We start from the raw sequence: 24,520 nt of genomic DNA, 5'->3' as shown, positions 1-24,520 counted from the left end.
GCCCCACCTCCTCCGGCCGGTCCCTCGTAAGGGAGTTCCTTCGGCGTCGGGGCTTGATCGCGACGCTTCTGCGTGCTGCCCCGAACCACCGGGCAAGAGTAGCAGCCGACACAACTGTCAAGGTGCTGCTTTGCCCGCTACTGGCGAGTTCTATGCTCGCCGCATGGCAGATGTTCTTCCTCTGGTCGAAGCCCGGTTGCGCACCGCGCTGGGTGACCCGGACGCGCGCGCGGCGGTCACCTTCCTCGGCACGGACCGCATCGAGGTGCTGCGCTTCCAGGAGGGCGGCATCGCCCGCTACGCCTCGCTCGGCATGTCCGCGCACCCGATGACGGACCCCACCGCGGTGGTCGCCGACCCGGTCAAGGGTCCGCGCGCCGAGCTGGTGCTCTCGGTCCGTTCCGGGGTCGCCGACACCGACAAGGTGCTCCGGCCGCTCGCCGTGCTCGCCGCGTCTCCGCAGGTGGAGGGCCTGGTCGTGGCCCCCGGCGCGTCCCTCGACGTCGGTGAGCCGCTGTGGCCCGGCGCCCCGTTCACCTCGGTCCTGGTCGCCGAGCCGGGCGGCCTGGTGGAGGACCTGGAGCTCGACGAGCCCCTCGACCCCGTACGGTTCCTGCCGCTGCTGCCGATGACCCCGAACGAGGCCGCCTGGAAGCGGGTGCACGGCGCGCAGGCACTTCAGGAGCGATGGCTGAACCACGGGACGGACCTCCGGGATCCGTCCCGGAAGTCCGTCCCGCTGGAGTGAGCAAGGTCACCAACGCCGCGATGTGCGGCGTCAGTTGGCGAACACGGTGACCCCGTCCTCGGCCGCGTGCCTCGGCTCCAGCTCCTCGGCCTCGTGTGTCAGGGCCTTGCGCCGTACGACGACCACCACCGCGCCCGCGACCGCGGTGACCGCGGCGACGACGAACGGGATGTGGATGTCGGTCCACTCCTCGATCTTCGGCGCGAAGTACGGAGCGGCCGCTGCCGCGAACCAGCGCACGAAGTTGTAACCCGCGCTCGCCACCGGCCGGGGCGCGTCCGACACGCCGAGGGCCAGTTCGGTGTAGACGGTGTTGTTCACGCCGATGAAGGCACCGGACAGGATCGTGCAGACGACGGCGGTGGTGTGGGAGCCGTAGCCGAGCACCAGGACGTCGGCCGCGAGCAGTACCAGGGAGCCGCCGAGCACCTTCAGCGAACCGAACCGCTTCTGGAGCCGGGGCGCCACGATCACCGAGAAGACGGCGAGCAGCACGCCCCAGGCGAAGAACACCGCGCCCGACTTGTACGGGGTCATGTTCAGCACGAACGGCGTGAAGGCCAGCACGGTGAAGAACGTGTAGTTGTAGAAGAACGCCGAGACCGCCGCGGAGGCGAGGCCGCCGTGGCCGAGGGCCTTGAGCGGGTCGAGCAGCGAGGTCTTGCGGGCCGGCTTCGGCTGCTCCTTCAGGAACACCGTGATGCACAGGAAGCCGACGGCCATCAGGAAGGCCGTGCCGAAGAACGGGTAGCGCCAGCTGGCGTCGCCGAGCAGGGCGCCCAGCAGCGGGCCGCAGGCCATGCCGAGACCGAGGGCCGACTCGTACAGCAGGATCGCCGCGGCACTGCCGCCGGCCGCCGCGCCGACGATGACCGCGAGGGCCGTCGAGACGAACAGCGCGTTGCCGAGGCCCCATCCGGCCCGGAAGCCCACCAGTTCGCCGACGGAGCCCGAGGTGCCCGCGAGCCCGGCGAACACCACGACGAACGCGAGGCCGAGCAGCAGCGTCCTCTTCCCGCCGATCCGGCTGGAGACGAAACCGGTGACCAGCATGGCGACGGCGGTGATGAGGAAGTACGAGGTGAAGAGCAGGGAGACCTGACTCGCCGTGGCGTTCAGGCCCTGGGCGATGGACGGCAGGATCGGGTCGACGAGCCCGATGCCCATGAAGGCGACGACCGATGCCCCGGCGGTGGCCCACACGGACTTGGGCTGCTTCAGGAGGCCGCCCGCTCCTTCGTCGAAGGGGTCCATTGCTTGCTCCCTTTCCCGAGACGTAGATAGTTGGTATATACACATACTAAGTTAGCCGAGCTAATTAATGCAAGCTACATCTAGTGTGGGTGGTGAAGGGTTCCGTCCGGATGGGTGATCGTCCTTGACGCGGCGCGGTGGGGGTAGGACCGTGGGGCCCTATGAGGGGCGAACCCAGTTGCCCGAAGTGCGGTGGCCGGGTCAGGGCTCCCGGCCTCTTCTCCGACTCGTGGCAGTGCGATGTGCACGGCACCGTTCATCCGGTGCAGCCCGTGATACCGCCCAGCGTCGACGCCCTCGACGTCGTGGTGCACCGCACCCAGGTGCCGCTGTGGATGCCATGGCCGTTGCCGGTGGGATGGCTGTTCACGGGAGTGGCCTGCGCGGGGGACGACCGTACGGGCGGCCGTGCGACCGCCGTCGCCTGTACGGGACCCGGGCCGCTCGGCGGCATGGGCGAGCTGATCCTGGTGGCCGAGGAGCTCGGGGTCGGGCTCGGGGCGCGGTACGCGGGCATGGACGGTCCCGATCCGGGGCCGCACATGAACGTCGAGAAGCCGCCCCAGGCCAAGGTGCTGGCCGCCGGCCGGCCCACGCCGTTGTGGCATGTGGCCGGGGCGCCGGAGGACCGGGCGGTGTTCGCGGGGGAGGCGCTCGGGATGTGGCTGTGGGCCGTCGTGTGGCCCGAGCAGTCCGGACTGCTGATGTACGACGAGCTCGTCCTGACGGACCTGCGGGACGCGGGCGCCGAGGTCGAGCTGGTGCCGTGCGGCGCGCTGTCGCCGCGGTTGCTGGGGGCCTGAGGGGCGCGGGGTCCGCGGTTCGTCGGTGGCTTGAGGGCGCGGGGTGCTCGCTGTTTGTCGGCGGCTTGAGGGGTGCGGCGGGCTCGCGGTTTGCCGGTGGCGCGAGGGCGCGGGGTGCTTGCGGTTTGCCGGCGGCGGCGGTGTAGGGGGCGCTTGCTGGGTTCGGGTGTGACATGGCTGGTTGAAAAGCTGGTTATCCTTGAGCAGTCCTGTCGTCCCGCCCGTGTCTGGAGTCCGTGTCGTGCGTATCGATCTGCACACCCACTCCACCGCTTCCGACGGTACGGACTCGCCCGCCGAGCTGGTGCGGAAGGCCGCTGTGGCCGGGCTGGACGTCGTCGCCCTGACCGATCACGACACCACCCGCGGGCATGCCGAGGCGATCGCCGCGCTGCCCGAGGGCGTCACCCTGGTCACCGGGGCCGAGCTCTCCTGCCGGATCGACGGGATCAGCATGCACATGCTGGCCTACCTCTTCGACGCCGAGGAGCCGGCGCTCCTCGCCGAGCGGGAGCTGGTCCGCGACGACCGGGTGCCGCGCGCCCAGGGGATGATCGCCAAGCTCCGGGAGCTGGGTGTGCCGGTGACGTGGGAGCAGGTGGCGCGGATCGCCGGTGAGGGATCCGTCGGGCGTCCGCATGTGGCGAGCGCGCTCGTCGAGCTGGGTGTCGTGCCCACCGTGAACGACGCCTTCACCCAGGACTGGCTCGCCGACGGAGGCCGGGTCTTCGTGGAGAAGCACGAGACCGACCCCTTCGAGGCGATCCGGCTGATCAAGGGAGCCGGCGGGGTCGCGGTGTTCGCGCACCCCGGGGCGAGCAAGCGGGGGCTCACCGTGCCGGAGGCCGCCATCGCCGAGATGGCCGCGGCCGGGCTGGACGGCATCGAGGTCGACCACATGGACCACGACGCGGACACCAGGGCGCGGCTGCGGGGGCTGGCCAAGGAGCTCGGGCTCCTCGTGACCGGCTCGTCGGACTACCACGGCAGCCGCAAGACGTGCGTGCTCGGGGAGTACACGACGGATCCCGAGGTGTACGGGGAGATCACCCGACGGGCCTTCGGGGCGTTTCCCGTGCCGGGGGCCGGCGGAACCGTCTGAGATCCCTCCCGTTGGCCCGTTGGCCCGTTTGGCCCGTTTGGCCCGTTGGCCCGTAGGCCCGTGAGCCCGTTGGTCCGTGGACCGGCAGGCCGTTAGCTCCTACGCTGGCTGGCTCTCTGGTCCGTTGGCTCGTGGGTCCGTTGATTCTCGGGTCCGTGGTTCCCCAGGTCCGTTGCAGGGCCGTTTCCCTCTCTCTCACCCGGCGCTGCCCGCTGCGCCCAGGCGTTCCGCCCTGCGCGACGCCTGTCCGCGGCGGCGGCCCCTTGCGCAAGGCTCACTCATGTTCGACCTCGCTGTCTTCGGCTCCCTGTTCCTGACCCTCTTCGTCATCATGGATCCTCCCGGGATCACACCGATCTTCCTCGCGCTCACCGCCGGCCGCCCCGGCAAGGTGCAGAAGCGGATGGCCTTCCAGGCCGTCTGTGTCGCCGGTGGTGTGATCACCGTGTTCGGGCTCCTCGGGCACCAGATCCTCGACTATCTGCACGTGTCCGTGCCCGCGCTGATGATCGCGGGCGGTCTGCTGCTTCTGCTGATCGCGCTGGACCTGCTCACCGGCAAGACCGACGAGCCGAAGCAGACCAAGGACGTGAACGTCGCCCTCGTACCGCTGGGCATGCCGCTGCTGGCCGGGCCCGGGGCGATCGTGTCGGTCATCCTCGCCGTGCAGAAGGCCCACAGCGTGGCCACGCAGGTGTCCGTGTGGGCGGCGATCCTCGCCATCCACGTCGTGCTGTGGATGGTGATGCGCTACTCGCTGGTGATCATCCGGATCATCAAGGACGGCGGCGTGGTCCTGGTGACCCGCCTCGCCGGCATGATGCTCTCCGCGATCGCCGTGCAGCAGATCATCAACGGCGTCACACAGGTGATCCAGGGAAGCTGACGGTCCCGGTCAGGCCCGGAGGACACCGCGGATCTCCTGGGCAGCCTTGGGGTGGCCGAGGTACTCCTCGATCTTGTGCGCGCGGTCGCGGCCGTTGGAGACGGCCAGCTGGGTGAGCTTCCCCCACCGTTCGTCCTCCAGGGGGCAGCCGATGGCCACCGCGTCGGTGGGGCACCAGACGTTCACCCAGTCACGCACCCGGGGCGGCCGCTGCGGGCCTCGGGTGAGGAGCCGTTCGTTGACGCCGTCCAAGCCGAGCGGGCTGCCCGCGGTGACCAGCAGGACGGGGTCCAGGCCGTCCGGGAGCCGGGTCAGCAGGTCCATGCCGACGACCGTGCCCAGGCTGTGCGTGACCAGCACCAGTTCGCCGCTGGTCGGCATCGTCTCCATGACGCCGTCCAGCACCGCCTGCCGCACGGCGCTGTCGCCGAGGTACAGGTCGACGTCCCGCAGGAACGTGGCGATGGTCCACTCGTCCAGGTCGGACCTGGCGGCCAGCCAGCTCAGGGGCCGGTGCAGCGCCCCGACCAGGCCCGAACCGAATCCCTCGGTGGTCGCAGGCCCGTTCTGGGGCATGCCGGCCCGGGCGGCCGCCTCGCGGAGCAGCTGCTCGTAGGAGCCGGTGGGGGACTCCGCGGCGAACACCTCGGCGGCAGCGGCGGCGCTCACCCGGTCGAGGCCGATGGGCTCCGCCGTGCTCTCCCTGCCGCTCACGAGGTCGTGCAGTCTCGTGCCGTAGAACGGGAACCACACGTCCTCCGGGTCGAGCGTGGGCATGGACGCGAGGGTGAGTCCGCGGTTCAGGCCGGCCGTCCAGGACAGGCGGAGTTCGTCGGGGTACTTCTCCTGCTGGTCCCGGCCGTGCAGGAAGACCAGGTGCTGACGGCCGCCGAAGGCGGTGCCGCGGGCCCGGAGTCCGGCCCTGGGCCGCTGGGCCTCCCTCTCGCTCTCGGTCACGGGGACCGTCACCGGGACGCCGGGGACCGGCGGTGTCGTCACACCCGGTACCGCGTCCGTCCTCCCGGGCTGTGGCGCGGGGGCCGCCGCGGGGAGGGGCGGTGCGGTGGCCATGGCCTGGTCCAGGCCGGCGTCCGGACCCATCTCGGTCAGCAGGGCACGCCGAGCCGGGTCGAGGTCCAGCCCCGCCAGGTGCTTGAGGATCGAGCTGATCCGGACCCCCTCGTTGGCGACCCACTCGATGGCGTCGTCGCCGTCGCCCTGCTGCCAGGGCCGGCCGTCCTTGCGCAGGACACGGCCCTGGTTGTCCTTCTTCGGCACGCCGCTGTGGTGCAGCGCCACGACCTCCCACTGGTCGTTGAAGACGGGGGAGCCGGAGTTCCCCGGCTCGGTGTCGGTCGTGTAGTGGACGAAGTCGTCCAGGCGGACGAGCACCGCGTTGTCGCGCAGCGCGATCTCCTTCAGCCGTCCCGAGGGGTGGCCGATGATGTTCACCTTCTCGCCGAGCACCAGCTTGCCGATCTGCACGCTCAGCCGGTTCCAGCCGAAGATCTCGCCCGGGGCGGGGCCGTCCTGGGCGGGCTTCACCGCCACGAGGGCGAAGTCGAGTCGCCGGTCCGCGGCGAAGAAGGCCCCCGGGTCGAGTTCCATCCGGACGACGGTGTCGGGCAGGTTGTCGGCCGTGACCTGGGCGTTGAACTCCGCGAAGCAGGTGCGGGCGAAGCTCTCGTCGGGCAGGACGTGGTGGTTGGTCATCAGCAGCCGCGGCGAGACCAGGAAGCCGGTGCCGTGCGGCAGCTCCCGGCCGTCGCGCCGCCGGGTGATCCGGGCGACCGTGGCCCCGGCCCTGACCCCGCGTGGCAGGAAGCTCCAGGCCTGGAGCTCGTTGGACAGGTCGATGATCCGCTCGTTGGCGTCGGGCAGGTCCATGGCCTCGCGGTGGATGTCCGCCACCACCGCCGAGGGTGACAGACCGCCCCGGCCGAGGATCCGGTCGGCGCGCACCGCGAGCGCGTCCGGGGAGTCCGGGAACCGCACACCGGCTGCCAGCCTGCCCTCGACCCGCTCACGTTCCGCGGCCGAGTCCTCGTAGCGCTGTGCGGCCTCGGCGGCGGCCTGCTGGTGCAGTTCCCTGTGCGCCCGGTCCGTCACCGACATGCTCCACCGTCCCGTTCTGGTTCGCGCCGTGCCCCCTCAGCCAGTACGCCCCCGGCCAGGGAGGTCCGCAACAGCGGAGCCCCCGCACGGCCGATGCCGGGCGGGGGCTGCGAAGTATGGGAGAGCTGCGCGCGCGTTATGAGGCCGTGGTCTCGGCCGGGCGAATCCAGAGGCGCTGCCCTATGGCGGCCGCCTGCTGAACGATGCGGTTGACGGAGGCGGCGTCCACAACGGTCGAGTCCACAGGTGTGCCGTCGACGTCGTCGAGTCGCATGATTTCGAAGCGCAAGGGCTTCTCCCTTCGTCTGGTCATCCTCCTGAGGAGAACTACTTGGGTGTGCGGCCCACCAGGCCCGTGCATGGTGTTCCGTATGGGTCAACAGGGATGCAGGGGTCAAACATTCCCTACGCTAAGGAAATTTTTCGAACGGCTAATTACCAAGCCGTAAGAGTGTCGTTACGGGACCGACCGGGAGCAGTTGTGTTCGCAGCGTGACCACCGGGACAATGGGGGTGATGAACGACGACCTGGCGGCCCTCCACACCCGCATCGACCGCACCAACGAGCTGCTCCAGCGCATGCTCGCCGAGGTGGCGAAGACGCCCTCGACCCATGCGATCTTCGTCGATGCCGGGTATCTGTACGCGGCCGCGGGACGCCTCGTCGCCGGCACGGAGGACCGCCGCGCCTTCGATCTGGACGCCGAGGGCCTGATCGACGCGCTCATCGACAGGGCCCGCACGATCTTCGCGGACAGTCGGCTGCTGCGCGTCTACTGGTACGACGGTGCCCGGCGCCGCATCCACACGGCCGAGCAGCAGACCATCGCGGAACTTCCGGACGTCAAGGTGCGCCTCGGCAACCTCAACGCCAACAACCAGCAGAAGGGCGTCGACTCACTCATCCGCTCCGACCTGGAGTCCCTCGCCCGGCACCGCGCCATCAGCGACGCGGCCCTGCTCGGCGGCGACGAGGACCTGGTCTCGGCGGTGGAGGCGGCCCAGGGCTACGGCGCCCGGGTCCACCTCTGGGGCATCGAGGCGCCGGAGGGCCGCAACCAGGCCGAACCCCTGCTGTGGGAGGTCGACAGCCAGCGCACCTTGGACCTCGACTTCTTCAAGCCGTACGTCTCCCGCCGCACCGCCCCCGCCTACGAGACGGCCGCGAACCGGCCCACCCGCGAGAACGTGCGGTTCGTGGGCGCGCAGATCGCGGCGAAGTGGCTGGCGGCACGCGGCCGGGACACGCTGGTGGAGCTGCTGCCCGGGCACCCCTACCTGCCCGGGTCGGTGGACCAGGACCTGCTCGTGGAGGCGGAGGGCCTCCTGCAGTACTCGCTGCGCGGTCAGGCGGATCTCAGACGGGCGCTGCGCGACGGCTTCTGGGAGCATCTGCGGACGCAGTACTAGGGCCTGTCCGGATGCCGGCCAGGTGACTACGGCCGTCCCAGGCCGTCCCAGAAGTCGGCGAGGGCGTGGGCCGTCGGGAGCGGCTGGTCGGCGTTGGGGGAGTGCTCGGCCCCGGTGATGACCGTGCGGTGCGCGTCCAGTCGCAGGGCCATGTCGTCCAGGATCGCCACCGGCCAGGTGTCGTCGTGCGTACCCGACAGGACGTGGAACGGCAGCGGGACCGCGGCGAGTTCGGCCACGCGGTCCGGCTCGGTGCACAACTGGCGCCCGGTCGCCAGCAGTTGGGCCGGGCTGTGGCCCAGCCAGCGGCGCCGCAACTGGTCCTGGTCGCCGAGGCCGCGGGCCGGCCCGCCGACTTCCTCCGGCGGCCCCATGGCCTCGATGGCCTCCCACACCTCCGCCATCGACAGCACGGCGAGCGCGTCCCGCAGCAGCTTCACACGCTGTTGCTGGGAGACGGAGATCTCCGCCGGGCCGGACGAGACCAGGGTGAACGAGACGAACGGGGAGTGGTCGAGCAGCACGGCCGCACGGGCGATCTGCCCGCCGAGCGAATGCCCCACCAGGTGCACGGGCCCGCCCAGCGCCGCGGCCTGCGCGAGCACGTCCCGCGCGAGCTCCCGCTGCGCGTAGACGGACTCGTCGTCCAGGGGACCCGTCGACTCGTGCTGCCCCCGCCCGTCCACGGCGACGACCCGGTACCCCCGCTGTGCGAGCGGCTCATGGAGCAGCCTGAAGTCCTCCTTGCTGCCGGTGAACCCGGGCAGCATCAGGACGACTCCGCGCTCCTCCCCACCCGCCTCCGGCGACGGCGACGAGTCGACGACGGCGAACTCACCGCGCGAGGTGCGCAGGGCGTAGGCGCGGGCGCCGGGGGGCGGAGGGAAGGCGGGGTGGCTGGTCACGGGGCGAGGGTAGCGGGTGGGGGTGGGGGAGGGAGTGGCGCTGTGTGCCCGGGTGTGGGGTCGGTGGGGAGTGGTGGTGTGTGCCCGGGTAGGGGGCGGCGGTGCTGTGCCCCGGGGTGGGCGACCGACGGAGACCGGCGCGATGCGCTGGGTGGGGATCGGCATGCGCTGGGTGGGGGTCGGCGGGGACCGGTGCTGTGTGTCGGATGGGAATCGACGGGGACCGGTGCTGTGTGCCGGATGAGGTCGGCTGGGGAGTTGAGATGCGTCCCGGGCGACTCGGCGGAGACCGACGCCCCACCCGGGTGGGGACTGGCGGGGAGTGATGCTGTCCACCCGGGGTGGGGACTGGCGGGGTGCGGCGGCGCCCCGGGGTGGGGCTCGGCGGAACCCGCGCCGTGCCCCGTGTGGAGATCGGCTGGGGAGTCGAGCGGTGCCCGGGCGGTTCGGCGGGGTCGGGCACTGTGCCCTGGGTGAACGCCGACGGCCCGGCTCCCCGTGAGGGGGCCGGGCCGTCGCAGAGGGGCGGGTGTGTCAGCCCTCCGTGGGCTCCGCGGTGGCGGCGGCCTTGCGGGTGCGGCGGGCCCTGGGCTTCGCCTCCGCCGCGTCCTCCGAAGCAGCGGCCGCGGCGGCCGTGGTCGCCTTGCGCGTACGGCGCGGCTTGGCGGCGGCCTCCGGCTCCTGATCCGCCTGTGCGGGGATCTCGGTGGGCTCGGCTGCCTTACGGGTGCGGCGGCGCGGTTTGGCCTCCGTGCCCTCGGCCGTGTCGACGGCGGCCTCCGCCGGGGCGGCGGACTTCCGCGTCCGGCGCGGCTTGGCCTCGACGGCCTCCGCGTCCGGGGCAGCGGCAGCGGTCTTGCGCGTCCGGCGCGGCTTGGCCTCGGCGGCCTCCGGCTCCTGAGCCGTCTGGGCCGGGATCTCGGCGACGGCCGGGGCGGCCTCGGCTGCCTTACGGGTGCGGCGGCGCGGTTTGGCCTCCGTGCCCTCGGCCGTGTCCACGGCGGCCTCAGCCGGGGCGGCGGCCTTGCGGGTGCGACGGGGCTTCGCCTCCGCGGCGTCGGGAGCCTCGACCGTGGCGGCCGTGGGCGTACCCGCGGTCTCGGCGCTCTCGGCGGTCTTGCGGGTGCGGCGGCGCGGCTTGGCCTCGGTGGCCTCCGCCGTGTCGAGCGCGGTCTCGGCCGCCGTCGTCGCCTTGCGCGTACGCCTGGGCTTCGCCTCTGCCGTTTCGGCGGTGGCGTCCTCCACCGCGGCCGCTGCCTTGCGCGTGCGGCGCGGCTTGGCCTCGGACGCCTCGGCCGTGTCGACGCTCGCCTCGGCCTTAGCGGCCGTCTTGCGGGTGCGGCGCGGCTTCGTCTCCGTCGGCTCCGGCGTGGACTCGGGGGTCCCCTCGGCCGTGTCGACCGCCGTCTCGGCGGCGGACGCCGTGGCCTTGCGGGTGCGGCGACGCGGCTTGGCGGCGGCCTCGGGCAGCGCAGCTTCCGCGGTGGCCGGGGCCTCGGCGACGATCGCCGACTCCGTGGCCGACGGCGTCACCGCGGCCTCGGTCTCCGCCGCCGGCGTCTCCGATCGGCGCGTACGGCGCCGACGCGGCTTCTCAGCGGTCTCAGCGGCTTCCGTCACCGTGGCCGTGCCCTCCGCCGTGGCGACGGCGGTCTCCGCCTGCTCGGACGCCGGGGACTCGACCGCCGCGACCTGAGCCTGCTCGGACTGCGCCCCACCGCGGGTGCGGCGACGGCGACGCGGCGTGCGCGGAGCCGTCACGGCGTCCGCCTCGGCGGCACCGCCGGTGGCCGTGGTGTCCGGTGCGGTGGCGCCGGTGGACTCCGGCGCCCCGTCCAGCGCGGCCCCGCCACGGGTACGGCGGCGGCGACGCGGCGTACGCGACGAGCGCTCGCGGTCGGCCGAACGGGACTCGTCCCGGTCGCCGCGGCCACCCCGGCCGCCGCGTCCGCGCGGTCCGCGGCCGCCCGGCTCGCCCAGGTCCTCGAGCTCCTCCGCGTCCAGCCCGGCGCGCGTACGCTCCGAGCGCGGCAGAACGCCCTTCGTGCCCTCGGGGATGCCGAGGTCGGTGTAGAAGTGCGGAGACGTGGAGTACGTCTCCGGCGGGTCGCTGAAGCCCAGGTCCAGCGCCTTGTTGATCAGCTGCCAGCGCGGGATGTCGTCCCAGTCGACCAGGGTGATCGCCGTACCCTTCGCGCCCGCGCGACCGGTCCGGCCGATGCGGTGCAGGTACGTCTTCTCCTCTTCCGGCGACTGGTAGTTGATGACGTGTGTCACGCCCTCGACGTCGATGCCACGGGCGGCGACGTCGGTGCAGACGAGCACGTCCACCTTGCCGTTGCGGAAGGCGCGCAGGGCCTGCTCGCGGGCGCCCTGGCCGAGGTCGCCGTGGACCGCGCCGGAGGCGAAGCCGCGCTGCTTGAGCTGGTCGGCCAGGTCGGCCGCCGTGCGCTTGGTGCGGCAGAAGACCATGACGAGTCCCCGGCCGTCGGCCTGCAGTATGCGCGACACCATCTCGGGCTTGTCCATGTTGTGCGCGCGGTAGATGAACTGCTTCGTGTTCGCGACCGTCGCGCCCGCGTCGTCCGGGGAGGTGGCGCTGATGTGCGTGGGCTGCGACATGTAGCGGCGGGCCAGGCCGATGACCGCGCCCGGCATGGTGGCCGAGAACAGCATGGTCTGACGCCGCACCGGAAGCATGTTGATGATCTTCTCGACGTCGGGCAGGAAGCCCAGGTCGAGCATCTCGTCGGCCTCGTCGAGAACCAGGCACTTCACGTGCTTCAGGTTCAGCTTCTTCTGCCCGGCGAGGTCGAGCAGCCGGCCCGGGGTGCCGACGACCACGTCGATGCCCTTCTTCAGGGCCTCGACCTGGGGCTCGTAGGCCCGGCCGCCGTAGATGGCGAGGACGCGCACGTTGCGTGCCTTGCCCGCGGTCTGGAGGTCGTTGGTGACCTGCGTGCACAGCTCGCGCGTGGGGACGACGATGAGTGCCTGCGGGGCGTCGGTGAGGTCCTCGGGCTTGGCGCGCCCGGCCTCGACGTCGGCGGGGACGGTGACGCGCTCGAGGAGCGGGAGGCCGAAGCCCAGCGTCTTGCCGGTGCCGGTCTTGGCCTGGCCGATGACGTCCTTGCCCGAGAGGGCGACGGGAAGCGTCATCTCCTGGATGGGGAAGGGAGTCATGATGCCGACGGCCTCCAGGGCCTCGGCGGTCTCGGGGAGGATTCCGAGCTCTCGGAACGTAGTCAGGGTGCTGCCTCTTCTGTGTGGGCGGCGCGAGGCGAGCGCGGGGTCGTGTCAGACCGTGCCGGGGACGTCGGCTGCCTACGGGCGGGCCGTAGAGCACGGGACCGCGCCGACGCTCTAGCGCTCATGCCGCTGAGGGTGTCCCCCTCCGGGTCTCGTACGCACTGTGGCGGACGGCCGGGGAGGGCTGTCGGGTCGGAGCCGATCGGGCCACCGACCGGGCATCCTCATACGTGCGGCCTGTCGAGGTACGGCGACGTACCAGCAGGCGCATTACCACCATACCCCGGATTCGCGCACATGCGATGGCCGATTCGGTCACGTAGTCGTCGTCACAGTGATTGACCAGGGCCTTACGCCTCCCGGCGGGCGGGCTATTGTGCGCTTCATGACGAGCTCTGACAAGCCTGAGAACGCCTCGGACACCGCCGCCGCCGAACCCACCTCAGTCGCCGCCCGGGACTGGGCGACGGCCTCAGCCGACCCGCAGTACCGCGCCGCGGTCGTGGACCTGCTCGGTGCCCTCGCGTACGGGGAGCTGGCGGCGTTCGAGCGGCTCGCGGAGGACGCCAAGCTGGCGCCGACGCTGGCGGACAAGGCGGAGCTGGCGAAGATGGCGTCGGCGGAGTTCCACCACTTCGAGAGGCTGCGCGACCGGCTCGCCGAGATCGGGGAGGAGCCGACGCGGGCGATGGAGCCGTTCGTCGCCGCGTACGACGGGTTCCACAAGCAGACGGCCCCCTCGGACTGGCTGGAGGGACTCGTCAAGGCCTACGTCGGCGACTCCATCGCCAGCGACTTCTACCGCGAGGTCGCCGCCCGGCTGGACTCCGACTCCCGCGGCCTGGTGCTGGCCGTGCTCGACGACACGGGGCACGGCGGCTTCGCCGTGGAGAAGGTACGGGCGGCGATCGACGCCGATCCGCGTGTCGGCGGGCGGCTCGCGCTGTGGGCACGGCGGCTGATGGGCGAGGCACTGTCGCAGTCCCAGCGGGTGGTCGCCGACCGGGACGCGCTGTCGACCATGCTGGTGGGCGGTGTCGCGGACGGCTTCGACCTCGCCGAGGTCGGCAAGATGTTCTCGCGGATCACCGAGGCCCACACCAAGCGAATGGCGGCACTGGGACTGGCCGCCTAGCTCCCCGCAGTCCGACCGGTCACGTCGTCACAAACGCCACCATCGGCGGCCCGTCGTCACAAACGCCACCATCGGCGGCCCGTCGTCACAAGCGCCACCATCGGCGGCCCGTCACGCGGTCGCCGATCGGCGGCGCAGTCTTCCCGCGGGGCGCAGCAGCAGCGACAGCGAGGCCACGGAGACGATCACCGCGCCGAGCAGGACGAGCAGCACGTGCCCGGCGTCCAGCGCGCTGTGCATGACGAAGGCCCCGAAAAGGGCACCGGCGACGCCGGTCGACAGGACCATGGCGCGGGCCGGGAGACGGTGCGGCAGGCGGTGCGTCGCCGCCCACGCCAGAGCGAGGCCGAGGATCGCGGAACTCAGCGCTTCCAAGAGCATGTCGGGGTCCCTCCCACATGGCCGGCCTGCCCAAATCGGTCGTAGCCCGTCTTACCCCTGACCTGCGAAATCCAATCCACCCCCGTGGGCGACTTGTGCTCCATCCGTGGAGGAACCGGTGCGCCGCAAGGGAAGTCCGGGGCCACGCGGGAGGAGTGTCCATGCGAGGGCAACGCAAACGGGGCGGGTCGGCCGAAGCCGTCCCGCCCCGTTCGCGCGCATGCGCTACAGCGCGCCGAAGCCCACCTTGCGCGGGGCCGACTCACCGATCTCGACGTACGCGAGACGGTCGGCCGGGACGAGGAGCTTGCGGCCGTGCTCGTCCACGAGGCTCAGCAGCTGCGACTTCCCTGCCAGTGCCTCGGCGACCACGCGCTCGACCTCCTCGGCAGTCTGACCGCTCTCCAGAACGATCTCGCGGGGCGCGTGCTGCACGCCGATCTTGACCTCCACGGCTTTGTCCCTCCGACGGTCAGTGATGTGCGCGACCTTCCGCGCCGTACGCAGCACACATTAGCCCGGTGAGGGGACGTACATGCTCCGCCCGAGAACGCCACGAGCGAACATCGGGCGGGAACAAAGTGCCCTCAGTGGTGCGGCTGGTCCAAGCCGTGCAGCGGGAAGCCGGCGATGCCGCGCCACGCCAGCGAGGTGAGCAGCTGCACGGCCTGGTCGCGCGGCACGCTGCGGTCGCTGTGCAGCCAGGACCGCGCCACCACCTGGGCGAGGCCGCCCAGGCCCGAGGCGAGCAGCATCGACTCCGCGCGCGACAGGCCGGTGTCCTCGGCGATGACGTCGCAGATCGCCTCCGCGCACTCGTTCGTGACCTTGTCGACGCGCTCGCGCACGGCGGGCTCGTTCGTCAGGTCCGACTCGAAGACCAGGCGGAACGCGCCGCCGTCGTCCTCGACGTAGGCGAAGTAGGCGTCCATCGTCGCCCGGACGCGCTGCTTGTTGTCGGTCGTCGACGCAAGCGCGTTCCGTACGGACTGGATGAGCGACTCGCAGTGCTGGTCCAGCAGCGCGAGATAGAGGTCGAGCTTGCCCGGGAAGTGCTGGTAGAGCACCGGCTTGCTGACGCCCGCGCGCTCCGCGATGTCGTCCATCGCCGCCGCGTGGTAGCCCTGGGCCACGAAGACCTCCTGGGCGGCACCCAGGAGCTGGTTGCGTCGGGCACGGCGTGGCAGGCGTGTGCCCCGCGGGCGAACCGCCTCTGTCTGCTCGATGGCTGTCACGCCGCCTCCCATAGTCGTCCACGTGCGGATCTGGCCGCGTCGCCATCGTACTTTTCGGTAACCGTGGTGTGCGCGGTGAGAGCGCAGAATTTCACGGACCGGACGGTTACGAAAGCGGTTGCGAAAGTTTCAAACAGGGTCAGAGCGGGCAAAATGCTGCCTCTTTCCTGTTCGGTGGAGCTGTTCGTCGCCCGTCGGCGGCGAACCTCACCGGTAGTCGTCCTCGTCGAGCGAGACGATCCGGGCCTGCTCCACCAGATCGGCCTCGTTGGCACGGTCCGGGTCGACGCCGGTCAGCGGGTCGTCGCGGTCCGGCGCGAGCTCCGCCTGCTGCTCGGCCGCGTCGACCTCGGGGGCCTCGACGTCGAACTCCTGCGCCTCGGACGCTTCCTCGGCCTCGAACGTCTCCGGGTCGGTGGGGTCTACGGCCATGCTGGGCTCCCTTCCTACGAACGTCCCTGGGAATGCAGGGGCCACACGCGGGTGCCCTCCCTACGAGCCTAGGAGACACCCGGTCCGGACGCTATGCGATCCGCGTCCGGGACGTGACGCAGTGCTCATCCCGTTGACTGCTACCCATGCGCGCCCGGGTGCCTCTCTTCGGGGCGCTTCAACTGGCCGATTCCTGTGACGGCGAACACAGGCGAACGCATGAGCCACTGCGTGATCGTCTCGTAACATTGCCGCATGTCTTCGACCGAGCTGCCGTTCGTGCCGCCCGCCAATGTGTTGCCGAAGGTGGGGACCGTCCGGGTCGCGGAGGGCGAGCGCCTGCGGTCGGTCGAGCTGCCCGGGGTCACCCTGACGGTCCGGTCGAGACCACCCGCGCGCGAGGAACTGCCACCCGCGCTGTACGTGCACGGGCTCGGCGGTTCCTCGCAGAACTGGTCGGCGCTGATGGCGCTGCTCGACGGTGACGTCGACGGCGAGGCCCTCGACCTGCCGGGCTTCGGCGACTCCCCGCCACCGGACGACGGCAACTACTCCGTCACGGGGCACGCGCGCGCGGTCATCCGGTACCTCGACGCCTCAGGCCGCGGTCCCGTGCACCTGTTCGGGAACTCGCTCGGCGGGGCCATCACCACCCGTGTCGCCGCGGTTCGGCCCGATTTGGTCCGTACGCTCACGCTTGTGTCGCCCGCTCTGCCGGAAATCCGAGTGCAGCGCTCCGCCGTGCCCACGGGGCTGCTGGCGGTGCCGGGTGTCGCCCTGCTCTTCACGCGGCTCACCCGGGAGTGGACGGCGGAGCAGCGCGTCCGCGGCGTGATGGCGCTGTGTTACGGGGATCCCGGGCGGGTGACGCCGGAGGGGTTCCGCAACGCCGTGCAGGAGATGGAGCGGCGGCTGCGGCTGCCGTACTTCTGGGACGCGATGGCGCGCTCCGCGCGCGGCATCGTCAACGCCTACACACTGGGCGGACAGCAGGGGCTGTGGCGCCAGGCCGAACGAGTTCTCGCGCCCACCCTCCTCGTCTACGGCGGCCGTGACCAGCTCGTCGGCTTCCGCATGGCACAGAGGGCGGCCCGGGTCTTCCGTGACTCCCGGCTGGTGACGTTGCCCGATGCGGGCCATGTGGCGATGATGGAGTATCCGGAGACCGTGGCCATGGCGTTTCGTGAACTCCTCCAGGATGCGGGAGAGTTGGGCGCGCAGCGAGCGAGGCGGGCCGACCGGGCGGAAGCCGGGGGCGACGCCGTCGACAGAGAACGCACCGACGAGAGCATGGGGGGCTGAGGCGCGACGTGGGACGCCACAGCCGCCGCGGACCGGTCGCCAAGGGTGACAGCGCGGACACCACAGCAGTACGGGACGGCCGGGCCGGGGCCGCGCAGGGGCAGAAGCCGGGCCAGGGTCAGGCGCCGGACGCCGGCCGGGGAGCCCGGACCGCACCACCCGGTGCCCCGCAGAGCGGCGGGCCGGCGCCGGGCCAGCGGCGGATGCCGGGGCCGCGGCCCGCACCGACGGACGGCACGCGCCCGCACGGCACGCCGCCGCAGGGCATGCCGCGTCTGCCCGATGGCTGGCACCCGGACGGCACACCGGCCCAGGGCCTCCCGCGCCTGCCCGACGGCACGCCGGTGCGGGGAGTGCCCCGCCTCGCCGACGGCACCCCGGCACGAGGCGTTCCGCGCATGCCGGACGGGACTCCGGCGCACGGTGTGCCGAGGATGCCTGACGGAACTCCGGCACGGGGCGTCCCCCGGATGGCCGACGGGACTCCGGCGCGAGGCGTTCCCAGGCCCACTGATGGGGCGCGCGGTCTACCGCGTCTGCCCGACGGGACTCCCGCGCAGGGCGTTCCCCGGCTGCCGGACGGCACCCCTGCGCACGGGACGCCCCAGGTGCCCGGCGGCGCACCGCCGCGCGGTGGACCCCGGCTGTCCGACGGGCCCCCCGCGCACGGCTTCCCACAGGCGCGTGGCGGGCATCCCGAGCAGCGGGAAGCCGGCGGTGGCTGGGGTGAGTTGAGGGGGAGTGGCGGGGGGCCCGCCGGCGCCGGTGTTCCCATACCGCGGCAGCGCCGGGCCTCCGTGCCCGGGCCGCGGCAGGACTACCTCGACGCCTTCCACGAGGAGGACGACGTCTTCGCGCCCCGTACGCCCGCCTCCGCGCACGCCGCGGACGCGCACGCCTCCGTCGCGGACTGGACCGTCGGCACCCCGGCCGACTCCGGGTCCGGCCACGACGACGCGGGGCCCACCGGCACGCCCGCACCGGGCAGGGGCGGCAAGGGCCGCGCCTTCACCGGCATCGCGGCCGCGGCCGTCACCACCGTGCTGGCCGTCATCGTCGCCGGCCAGGTCGCCGACGACCCCGGCGGCGCCGGGGTGCAGTCGCAGTCCGCCACCGACCAGGCCCGTGACCTCCGGGACGGTACGTCCCGCGCGGACGGCCGGGCACCCGCCCCCGAGGCCGCACCGCTGACGTACGACGAGAAGATGGGCCGGACGTACCCGCTCGGCGCCGAACTCAAGGGATCCGGGAAGTTCGACGCCGTTCCCGGCATCGCCGAGGCGCCGGGCGCCGGGCAGAAGTTCACCTACCGCGTGGACGTGGAGCAGGGACTCGGACTGGACGGCGCGCTGTTCGCCGAGGCCGTGCAGAAGACGCTCAACGACCAGCGCAGCTGGGCCCACAACGGCGCGCGCACCTTCGAACGCGTCTACTCGGGCAAGCCCGACTTCGTGATCACTCTCGCCAGCCCCGGCACGACCGCCGACTGGTGTGCCAAGTCGGGTCTGGACACCACCGAGGACAACGTCTCCTGCGACTCGGCCGCGACCGAGCGCGTGATGATCAACGCCTACCGGTGGGCGCAGGGCTCGGAGACCTACGGCGACAGCAAGATCCACGCCTACCGGCAGATGCTGATCAACCACGAGGTCGGCCACCGCCTCGGCTACGGCCACGTCACCTGCGACAAGGACGGCGACCTCGCGCCGGTCATGCAGCAGCAGACCAAGTTCCTCGACCACGACGGCGTCCGCTGCCGCGCCAACGCCTGGCCCTATCCCGGGAATTGACAGGCGTCGCAGCGTGGTGTGGCGCGGCTCGCGTTGACATGCTCGGAAAGTTCGTTCATATTTCTGGGCATGTCGCCCCGTCACGTCTCCGTTCGCGCCGCCATCGAGCTGGCGCTCATCGGCGTGACCCCGCTCTGCGTGGCCGACATTCACTGTTGCTGACGCCCGCCCCAGGCGCGCGTCGCTGACCCTCTCCGTGACTTTCGTCGCGGCCCTTTCGACGACCCGGCGCCGGGCAGACGTCTGTCTTCCCTTGTCTCACCCTTCGTCATTTCGTCTCGCGATCCGAGATCCGTGATCCGTAGCACCTGATCCGTGATCCGTGATTCCGAGGCGCCCTTCCGAGAGGTCGTCATTCCGATGCGCCAACCGTCCGTCAGAGCGCGCCGCGTGGCCGCGGCATCCGTCAGCCTGGTCCTGGCAGCGGGTGCCGCCGCCTGCGGGCCCAAGGACAACGATGCCAAGGGCGCCGGCGGCGACTCCACGCCGCACAAGGGCGGCACCCTCACCGTCCTGAACGCCAATCCCCAGCAGGACTTCGACCCGGCCCGGCTGTACACCTCCGGCGGCGGCAACGTCCCGTCCCTGGTCTTCCGCACGCTCACCACCCGCAACCGCGAGAACGGCGCCGCCGGCGCGAAGGTCGTCCCCGACCTCGCCACCGACACCGGGCGTCCCAACAAGGACGCGACCGAGTGGACGTACACCCTGAAGGAGGGCCTGAAGTACGAGGACGGCACCGCCATCACCTCGGCCGACATCAAGTACGGCATCGAGCGCTCCTTCGCCCCCGAGCTGTCGGGCGGCGCCCCCTACCTGCGGGACTGGCTGACCGGGGCCGCCGACTACCAGGGCCCGTACAAGGACAAGAAGGGCCTCGACGCGATCGAGACGCCGGACGAGCGGACCATCGTCTTCCATCTGAACAAGCCCGAGGGCGAGTTCCCCTACCTCGCCACGCAGACGCAGTTCACCCCCGTCCCGAAGAGCAAGGACACCGGCACGAAGTACGAGGAGCACCCGGTCTCCTCCGGGCCCTACAAGGTCGTGCGGAACGACAACGACGGGGAGCGGCTGGTCCTGGAGCGCAACCCGCACTGGTCCGCCGCGACCGACGCCGAGCGCAAGGCCCACCCGGACAAGATCGACGTACGGTCCGGGCTCGACTCGTCCGTGATCAACCAGCGGCTGTCCGCGTCCCAGGGAGCGGATGCCGCCGCGGTCACCACGGACACGAACCTCGGCCCGGCCGAACTGGCCAAGGTCACCGGGGACAAGGACCTCGCCTCGCGCGTCGGCACCGGGCACTTCGGCTACACCAACTACATCGCGTTCAACCCGAAGACCAAGCCGTTCGACGACGTCAAGGTGCGGCAGGCGATCTCGTACGCCATCGACCGGTCCTCCGTGGTGAACGCCGCGGGCGGTTCCGCCCTGGCCGAGCCCGCCACCACCTTCCTGCCCGACCAGAAATCCTTCGGCTACACGCCCTACGACCTCTTCCCGGCGGGCAAGGCCGGCGACCCGGCGAAGGCCAGGGCGCTGCTGAAGGACGCCGGGTACGCGAAGGGCCTCACCGTCACGCTGACGCACTCCAACGCCAAGGACTTCGAGACCAGCCCCGAGATCGCGACCGCCATCCAGGACGCCCTCAAGAAGGCCGGCATCACCGTCAAGCTCCAGGGCCTGGAGGAGAACGACTACTCCGACAAGATCCACAACGTGAAGACCGAGCCCGGCTTCTTCCTCGCCCACTGGGGTGCCGACTGGCCCTCCGGAGGGCCGTTCCTCGCCCCGATCTTCGACGGCCGGCAGATCGTCAAGGACGGCGCGAACTTCAACACGGGCCTGCTGAACGACAAGTCGGTCAACACCGAGATCGACGCGATCAACAAGCTGACCGATCTCGACCAGGCCGCCCGGCGGTGGGGCGCACTGGACGAGAAGATCGGCGAGAAGGCCCTGACCGTCCCGCTGTTCCACCCCGTCTACAAGCGCCTGTACGGCGAGGACGTCAAGAACATCGTGATCAGCGACTGGACCGGTGTGCTGGACATCTCGCAGGTCGCGGTGAAGTGACGCCGTGAGTGAGGCACTTCTCGCCGCCGAGGCGGCCGTGACGGACCCTGCCGTCCCGGCCGCCTCGGGGGCCCGTCAGTTCTGGCGGCGGCTGCGCACACAGCGCGCCGCCCTCGTCGCGGCCGGAGCCGTCGCGCTGCTCGTCCTGGTCGCGCTCGCCGCGCCGCTGCTCACCGCCGTCGAGGGCCAGGACCCGACCACCTACCACCCGTCCCTCGTGGACTCCGCGCGCGGCGGCGTGCCCATCGGACCCCTCGGCGGAGCGAGCGCCGACCACTGGTTCGGCGTCGAACCCCAGACCGGCCGGGACCTGTTCGCGCGGCTGGTCTACGGCGCGCGCGTGTCGCTGGGCGTCGCCCTGGCCGCGACCGTCGTACAGGTCGCCATCGGCATCACCCTGGGCGTCGCGGCCGCACTCGGGAAGCGATGGGTTGATCAACTGTTGAGCCGGTTCACGGACATCATCGTCGCCATGCCGCTCATGATCATGTCGCTGGCGCTGCTCGCGATCGTGCCGTCGAGTTTCCCGCGGCCCGTGCTCGTCGCGCTCGTCATCGGCCTGATCGGCTGGGGCAACATCGCCCGGATCGTGCGCGCGCAGACCCTCACCCTCAAGGAACTCGACCACGTCTCCGCGGCCCGGCTCAGCGGCTGGGGCACCTGGAGCATCGCCCGCCGCGAACTCCTGCCCGGCATCGCCGCACCCGTCATCACCTACGCCGCGCTGCTCGTCCCGACGAACATCACCGTCGAGGCCGCGCTCTCCTTCCTCGGCGTGGGCGTGAAGCCGCCGACGCCCTCCTGGGGACAGATGCTCACCGCCGCCGACGTCTGGTACCAGGCCGCCCCGCAGTACCTGCTGCTGCCCGCGGGCGCCCTCTTCGTCACGGTGCTCGCCCTCACGGTCCTCGGCGACGGGATCCGCACCGCGCTCGACCCGCGCGCGGCCTCCCGGCTGCGCGTCGGGACGGGACGCCGGCGGGAGTCGAAGGCGGCCGAGGGAGGCACGGCATGAACGGGTTCACCGGCTTCGTCCTGCGCCGCACCGTCGGCGCCGCGATCACCCTGCTCGCCATCTCGGTGATCGTCTACGTCGTCTTCTACGCCACCCCCGGCAACGTCGCCCAGATCACCTGCGGCCCGCGCTGCTCACCGGAACAGGTGCACCAGGTGGCCCGGCAACTGAACCTGGACGACCCCCTGTTCGTGCGCTACGGGCACTTCCTCCAAGGCCTCGTCGCCGGCCAGGACTACTCGACGGGCACGTCCGTGCAGCAGTGCTCCGCACCCTGCCTCGGCCTGTCGTACCAGAGCGACCAGCAGGTCACGCAGCTGATCTGGGCGAAGCTCCCGGTCAGTCTGTCCCTGGTGGCGGGCGCGATGGTGCTCTGGCTGATCCTCGGGGTCGGCACCGGCGTGCTCTCCGCCTGGCGGCGCGGCCGGTTCTCCGAGCGGGTGCTGACCGGCCTCACCCTCGCCGGCACGGCCACCCCGGTCTTCGTCATCGGCCTGGTCCTGATGATCGTCGTCTGCGGGGAGCTGCGGCTGCTGCCCTTCCCGCAGTACGTCGCCCTCACCGACGACCCCGAACAGTGGGCGTGGAACCTGCTGCTGCCCTGGCTGTCGCTCGCCCTCATCGAAGCCGCCGCGTTCGCCCGGCTGACCCGGGCCTCGATGCTGGAGACGCTGGCGGAGGACCACATCCGCACCTTCCGTGCCTACGGCGTCGGCGAACGGTCGATCGTCGGACGGCACGCCCTGCGCGGGGCGTTCGCCCCGGTCATCGCGCTCAATGCCAACAACGTCGGATCGGCCATCGGCGGCGCGGTGCTCACCGAGACGCTGTTCGGCCTGCCCGGCATCGGACAGGAACTCGTCCATGCCGTCAAGGTCGTCGACCTGCCGGTCGTGGTCGGCATGGTCCTGGTCATCGGATTCTTCGTGGTCCTCGCCAACGCCGTCGCGGACGTCCTGTACGCGGTGGCCGACCGACGGGTGGTGCTGACATGAGCCTGGTCGACGTGACCGGTCTCCGCGTGGACTTCGGCGCGTTGCGCGCCGTCGACGGACTCTCCTTCCGTCTGGAGGAGGGCGCCGCCCTGGCCCTGGTCGGTGAGTCCGGTTCCGGCAAGTCGACCGTGGCGTCCGCGCTGCTCGGCCTGCACCGGGGCACGGGTGCGCGCGTCGAGGGCTCGGTCGAGGTGGCCGGCACCGACGTGCAGCGGGCCTCCGACGAGGAACTGCGGCGGCTGCGCGGCGGGCGGGCCGCCATGGTGTTCCAGGATCCGCTGTCCTCCCTCGACCCGTACTACGCGATCGGCGACCAGATCGCCGAGGTGTACCGCGTGCACACGCGCGCTTCCCGGCGGGCGGCACGCGCGCGTGCCGTGGAGGTCCTCGACCGGGTGGGTATCCCGGACGCGGCCCGGCGGTCCAGGTCCCGGCCGCACGAGTTCAGCGGCGGCATGCGCCAGCGCGCCCTGATCGCCATGGCGCTCGCGTGCGAGCCCCGGCTGCTGATCGCCGACGAGCCGACGACCGCCCTCGACGTGACGGTCCAGGCCCAGGTCCTCGACCTGCTGCACACCCTGCGCGAGGAGACCGGCATGGGCCTGCTGCTCGTCACGCACGACGTGGGCGTAGCAGCCGAGAGCGTCGACGAGGTGCTGGTGATGCGGCACGGCAGGGCGGTCGAGCACGGCCCGGTCGCCGGCGTGCTGGGCGCACCGGCCGAGCCGTACACCCGGGAGCTGCTGGCGGCGGTCCCCCGGCTGGACGCGCCGCGGAAGGCCTCGACGGCTCCCGAGGAGGTCGTCCTGGAGGCGACCGGCCTGCGGCGCGAGTTCGGGCGCGGGAAACGGGCGGTCACGGCCGTGGACGACGTCTCGCTGACCCTGCGCCGCGGCGAGACCCTCGGGATCGTCGGCGAGAGCGGCAGCGGCAAGACGACCCTCGGGCGCATGCTCGTCGGGCTGCTGGAGCCGACGGCCGGATCGCTGGCCTTCGAGGGCCGCCCGCACACCGGGGTGAACCCGGCCGTGCAGATGGTCTTCCAGGACCCCGTCTCCTCCCTCAACCCCCGCCGCAGCGTGGGCGAGTCCATCGCCGACCCGCTGCGCGCCCGGGGTGAGCGGCAGGAGCGGCGCATCCGGGAGCGCGTGGGGGAACTGCTGGAGCGCGTGGGGCTCGAAGCGGGTCAGTACGACCGCTACCCCCATGAGTTCAGCGGCGGGCAACGCCAGCGTGCCGGCATCGCGCGGGCGCTCGCGGCCGACCCGCGCGTCATCGTCTGCGACGAGCCGGTCTCGGCCCTCGACGTCACCACCCAGGCGCATGTGGTCGCCCTGCTGGGGGAGTTGCAGCGCGAACTCGGGCTCGCGCTGGTCTTCGTCGCGCACGACCTGGCCGTCGTCCGCCAGGTCAGCGACCGGGTCGCGGTGATGCGGCGAGGCCGGATCGTCGAGGAAGGGCCCGTCGCGGAGGTGTACGAGTCGCCGCGCGATCCCTACACCGGGCAGCTGCTCGCCGCGGTACCGGCACTCGACCCGGAGGCCGCCGCGCGACGCCGGGCGCGGCGACGGGAGTTGGCCGCGGCGTGAGACGGGGCGCGGCGTGGGAGATGGCTGCGGCATGACGATCCGTGTCCGCTTGATCTCCTAGCGCGACAGAACGCGACCCGCACAGGAAAGTTACG

At 71.8% G+C, this 24,520-nt stretch carries 22 protein-coding genes; 13 read left to right on the top strand and 9 right to left on the bottom strand.

Annotation, left to right across the window (positions count from 1 at the left end; translation table 11 throughout):
* Window positions 1–163 precede the first annotated feature (163 nt).
* Window positions 164–748 carry a suppressor of fused domain protein gene (locus BJ965_RS13185; protein WP_184908814.1) on the top strand — a complete coding sequence of 195 codons (585 nt, stop codon included), beginning with the start codon at window positions 164–166 and terminating at the stop codon, window positions 746–748.
* A gap of 30 nt (window positions 749–778) precedes the next feature.
* On the opposite strand, the gene BJ965_RS13180 is transcribed toward BJ965_RS13185, so the two are convergent.
* Window positions 779–2,002 carry an MFS transporter gene (locus BJ965_RS13180; protein ID WP_184908813.1) on the bottom strand — a complete coding sequence of 408 codons (1,224 nt, stop codon included), beginning with the start codon at window positions 2,000–2,002 and terminating at the stop codon, window positions 779–781.
* Window positions 2,003–2,163: 161 nt separating this feature from the next.
* Here BJ965_RS13180 and BJ965_RS13175 point away from each other — a divergent pair, with 161 nt between their 5' ends.
* The 3 genes from BJ965_RS13175 (at window position 2,164) to BJ965_RS13165 (ending at window position 4,793) form a co-directional block, all read left to right on the top strand.
* Window positions 2,164–2,805 carry a DUF6758 family protein gene (locus BJ965_RS13175; RefSeq protein WP_184908812.1) on the top strand — a complete coding sequence of 214 codons (642 nt, stop codon included), beginning with the start codon at window positions 2,164–2,166 and terminating at the stop codon, window positions 2,803–2,805.
* Between the two features lie 241 nt (window positions 2,806–3,046).
* Complete coding sequence (locus tag BJ965_RS13170) at window positions 3,047–3,907, top strand: PHP domain-containing protein (protein ID WP_184908811.1); 861 nt, start codon at window positions 3,047–3,049, stop codon at window positions 3,905–3,907.
* A gap of 280 nt (window positions 3,908–4,187) precedes the next feature.
* Window positions 4,188–4,793, top strand: coding sequence for a MarC family protein (locus BJ965_RS13165; protein WP_184908810.1), 606 nt, complete (start codon window positions 4,188–4,190; stop codon window positions 4,791–4,793).
* Between the two features lie 9 nt (window positions 4,794–4,802).
* Here BJ965_RS13165 and BJ965_RS13160 read toward each other — a convergent pair whose 3' ends face one another.
* Window positions 4,803–6,908 carry a trypsin-like serine peptidase gene (locus BJ965_RS13160; protein ID WP_184908809.1) on the bottom strand — a complete coding sequence of 702 codons (2,106 nt, stop codon included), beginning with the start codon at window positions 6,906–6,908 and terminating at the stop codon, window positions 4,803–4,805.
* Between the two features lie 136 nt (window positions 6,909–7,044).
* A complete protein-coding gene (locus BJ965_RS13155) occupies window positions 7,045–7,221 on the bottom strand; it encodes a hypothetical protein (RefSeq protein WP_167545766.1) in 177 nt (58 codons plus the stop codon).
* Between the two features lie 203 nt (window positions 7,222–7,424).
* Between BJ965_RS13155 and BJ965_RS13150 the strand changes: the two genes are divergently transcribed.
* Window positions 7,425–8,318, top strand: coding sequence for an NYN domain-containing protein (locus tag BJ965_RS13150; protein ID WP_184908808.1), 894 nt, complete (start codon window positions 7,425–7,427; stop codon window positions 8,316–8,318).
* A 26-nt stretch (window positions 8,319–8,344) separates the two neighbouring features.
* Here BJ965_RS13150 and BJ965_RS13145 read toward each other — a convergent pair whose 3' ends face one another.
* On the bottom strand, window positions 8,345–9,223 hold the full coding sequence (locus tag BJ965_RS13145; protein ID WP_184908807.1) for an alpha/beta fold hydrolase: 879 nt from the start codon (window positions 9,221–9,223) through the stop codon (window positions 8,345–8,347).
* Window positions 9,224–9,757: 534 nt separating this feature from the next.
* The gene (locus tag BJ965_RS13140; protein WP_184917110.1) at window positions 9,758–12,382 is read right to left on the bottom strand and encodes a DEAD/DEAH box helicase; all 2,625 of its coding nucleotides are present in this window, start codon (window positions 12,380–12,382) and stop codon (window positions 9,758–9,760) included.
* A 475-nt stretch (window positions 12,383–12,857) separates the two neighbouring features.
* On the opposite strand from BJ965_RS13140, the gene BJ965_RS13135 reads away from it, so the two are divergent.
* Window positions 12,858–13,607: a ferritin-like fold-containing protein gene (locus BJ965_RS13135; protein ID WP_030854785.1), complete on the top strand. Its 750-nt coding sequence runs from the start codon at window positions 12,858–12,860 to the stop codon at window positions 13,605–13,607.
* Window positions 13,608–13,718: 111 nt separating this feature from the next.
* Here BJ965_RS13135 and BJ965_RS13130 read toward each other — a convergent pair whose 3' ends face one another.
* The 4 genes from BJ965_RS13130 to BJ965_RS13115 all read right to left on the bottom strand — a co-directional run bounded on the left by BJ965_RS13130 (window position 13,719) and on the right by BJ965_RS13115 (window position 15,655).
* Window positions 13,719–13,988 (bottom strand): hypothetical protein, encoded by a 270-nt coding sequence (locus BJ965_RS13130; RefSeq protein ID WP_142159830.1) that lies wholly within the window; start codon window positions 13,986–13,988, stop codon window positions 13,719–13,721.
* 225 nt (window positions 13,989–14,213) lie between these two features.
* The gene (locus BJ965_RS13125) at window positions 14,214–14,441 is read right to left on the bottom strand and encodes a DUF3107 domain-containing protein (protein WP_184908806.1); all 228 of its coding nucleotides are present in this window, start codon (window positions 14,439–14,441) and stop codon (window positions 14,214–14,216) included.
* Window positions 14,442–14,575: 134 nt separating this feature from the next.
* Entirely contained in the window at window positions 14,576–15,223 is a 648-nt protein-coding gene (locus tag BJ965_RS13120; RefSeq protein WP_184908805.1) for a TetR/AcrR family transcriptional regulator, read from the bottom strand.
* A gap of 207 nt (window positions 15,224–15,430) precedes the next feature.
* Complete coding sequence (locus tag BJ965_RS13115) at window positions 15,431–15,655, bottom strand: hypothetical protein (RefSeq protein WP_030854796.1); 225 nt, start codon at window positions 15,653–15,655, stop codon at window positions 15,431–15,433.
* A 255-nt stretch (window positions 15,656–15,910) separates the two neighbouring features.
* Here BJ965_RS13115 and BJ965_RS13110 point away from each other — a divergent pair, with 255 nt between their 5' ends.
* From BJ965_RS13110 to BJ965_RS13085, 7 genes are all read left to right on the top strand, one after another.
* A complete protein-coding gene (locus tag BJ965_RS13110; protein ID WP_184908804.1) occupies window positions 15,911–16,957 on the top strand; it encodes an alpha/beta fold hydrolase in 1,047 nt (348 codons plus the stop codon).
* Window positions 16,958–16,965: 8 nt separating this feature from the next.
* Window positions 16,966–18,747, top strand: coding sequence for a DUF3152 domain-containing protein (locus BJ965_RS13105; RefSeq protein WP_184908803.1), 1,782 nt, complete (start codon window positions 16,966–16,968; stop codon window positions 18,745–18,747).
* A 69-nt stretch (window positions 18,748–18,816) separates the two neighbouring features.
* On the top strand, window positions 18,817–18,909 hold the full coding sequence (locus tag BJ965_RS40140; RefSeq protein ID WP_311774658.1) for an Ms4533A family Cys-rich leader peptide: 93 nt from the start codon (window positions 18,817–18,819) through the stop codon (window positions 18,907–18,909).
* Between the two features lie 198 nt (window positions 18,910–19,107).
* Complete coding sequence (locus BJ965_RS13100; protein ID WP_184908802.1) at window positions 19,108–20,826, top strand: ABC transporter substrate-binding protein; 1,719 nt, start codon at window positions 19,108–19,110, stop codon at window positions 20,824–20,826.
* Between the two features lie 4 nt (window positions 20,827–20,830).
* Window positions 20,831–21,841, top strand: a complete 1,011-nt coding sequence (locus BJ965_RS13095; protein ID WP_184908801.1) for an ABC transporter permease — start codon at window positions 20,831–20,833, stop codon at window positions 21,839–21,841.
* On the top strand, window positions 21,838–22,836 hold the full coding sequence (locus tag BJ965_RS13090; protein ID WP_184908800.1) for an ABC transporter permease: 999 nt from the start codon (window positions 21,838–21,840) through the stop codon (window positions 22,834–22,836). The genes BJ965_RS13095 and BJ965_RS13090 overlap by 4 nt, the downstream gene beginning before the upstream one ends.
* Window positions 22,833–24,425 carry a dipeptide ABC transporter ATP-binding protein gene (locus tag BJ965_RS13085; protein ID WP_184908799.1) on the top strand — a complete coding sequence of 531 codons (1,593 nt, stop codon included), beginning with the start codon at window positions 22,833–22,835 and terminating at the stop codon, window positions 24,423–24,425. Before BJ965_RS13090 ends, BJ965_RS13085 begins: the two co-directional genes overlap by 4 nt.
* Window positions 24,426–24,520: the final 95 nt, after the last annotated feature.

The organism is Streptomyces luteogriseus (assembly GCF_014205055.1).
GTDB classification, from domain to species: domain Bacteria; phylum Actinomycetota; class Actinomycetes; order Streptomycetales; family Streptomycetaceae; genus Streptomyces; species Streptomyces luteogriseus.
The sequence above is the reverse complement of the archived record's forward strand: the minus strand, read 5'-3'. Positions and strand labels throughout refer to the sequence as shown.

What these genes read in the sequence shown, in the direction of transcription:
- BJ965_RS13185 (WP_184908814.1), top strand. Translation starts at nt 164, where the DNA reads ATGGCAGATGTTCTTCCTCTGGTCGAAGCCCGGTTGCGCACCGCGCTG.
- BJ965_RS13180 (WP_184908813.1), bottom strand. Translation starts at nt 2,002, where the DNA reads ATGGACCCCTTCGACGAAGGAGCGGGCGGCCTCCTGAAGCAGCCCAAG.
- BJ965_RS13175 (WP_184908812.1), top strand. Translation starts at nt 2,164, where the DNA reads ATGAGGGGCGAACCCAGTTGCCCGAAGTGCGGTGGCCGGGTCAGGGCT.
- BJ965_RS13165 (WP_184908810.1), top strand. Translation starts at nt 4,188, where the DNA reads ATGTTCGACCTCGCTGTCTTCGGCTCCCTGTTCCTGACCCTCTTCGTC.
- BJ965_RS13160 (WP_184908809.1), bottom strand. Translation starts at nt 6,908, where the DNA reads ATGTCGGTGACGGACCGGGCGCACAGGGAACTGCACCAGCAGGCCGCC.
- BJ965_RS13155 (WP_167545766.1), bottom strand. Translation starts at nt 7,221, where the DNA reads ATGACCAGACGAAGGGAGAAGCCCTTGCGCTTCGAAATCATGCGACTC.
- BJ965_RS13150 (WP_184908808.1), top strand. Translation starts at nt 7,425, where the DNA reads ATGAACGACGACCTGGCGGCCCTCCACACCCGCATCGACCGCACCAAC.
- BJ965_RS13140 (WP_184917110.1), bottom strand. Translation starts at nt 12,382, where the DNA reads ATGACGCTTCCCGTCGCCCTCTCGGGCAAGGACGTCATCGGCCAGGCC.
- BJ965_RS13135 (WP_030854785.1), top strand. Translation starts at nt 12,858, where the DNA reads ATGACGAGCTCTGACAAGCCTGAGAACGCCTCGGACACCGCCGCCGCC.
- BJ965_RS13130 (WP_142159830.1), bottom strand. Translation starts at nt 13,988, where the DNA reads ATGCTCTTGGAAGCGCTGAGTTCCGCGATCCTCGGCCTCGCTCTGGCG.
- BJ965_RS13115 (WP_030854796.1), bottom strand. Translation starts at nt 15,655, where the DNA reads ATGGCCGTAGACCCCACCGACCCGGAGACGTTCGAGGCCGAGGAAGCG.
- BJ965_RS13110 (WP_184908804.1), top strand. Translation starts at nt 15,911, where the DNA reads ATGTCTTCGACCGAGCTGCCGTTCGTGCCGCCCGCCAATGTGTTGCCG.
- BJ965_RS40140 (WP_311774658.1), top strand. Translation starts at nt 18,817, where the DNA reads ATGTCGCCCCGTCACGTCTCCGTTCGCGCCGCCATCGAGCTGGCGCTC.
- BJ965_RS13100 (WP_184908802.1), top strand. Translation starts at nt 19,108, where the DNA reads ATGCGCCAACCGTCCGTCAGAGCGCGCCGCGTGGCCGCGGCATCCGTC.
- BJ965_RS13090 (WP_184908800.1), top strand. Translation starts at nt 21,838, where the DNA reads ATGAACGGGTTCACCGGCTTCGTCCTGCGCCGCACCGTCGGCGCCGCG.
- BJ965_RS13085 (WP_184908799.1), top strand. Translation starts at nt 22,833, where the DNA reads ATGAGCCTGGTCGACGTGACCGGTCTCCGCGTGGACTTCGGCGCGTTG.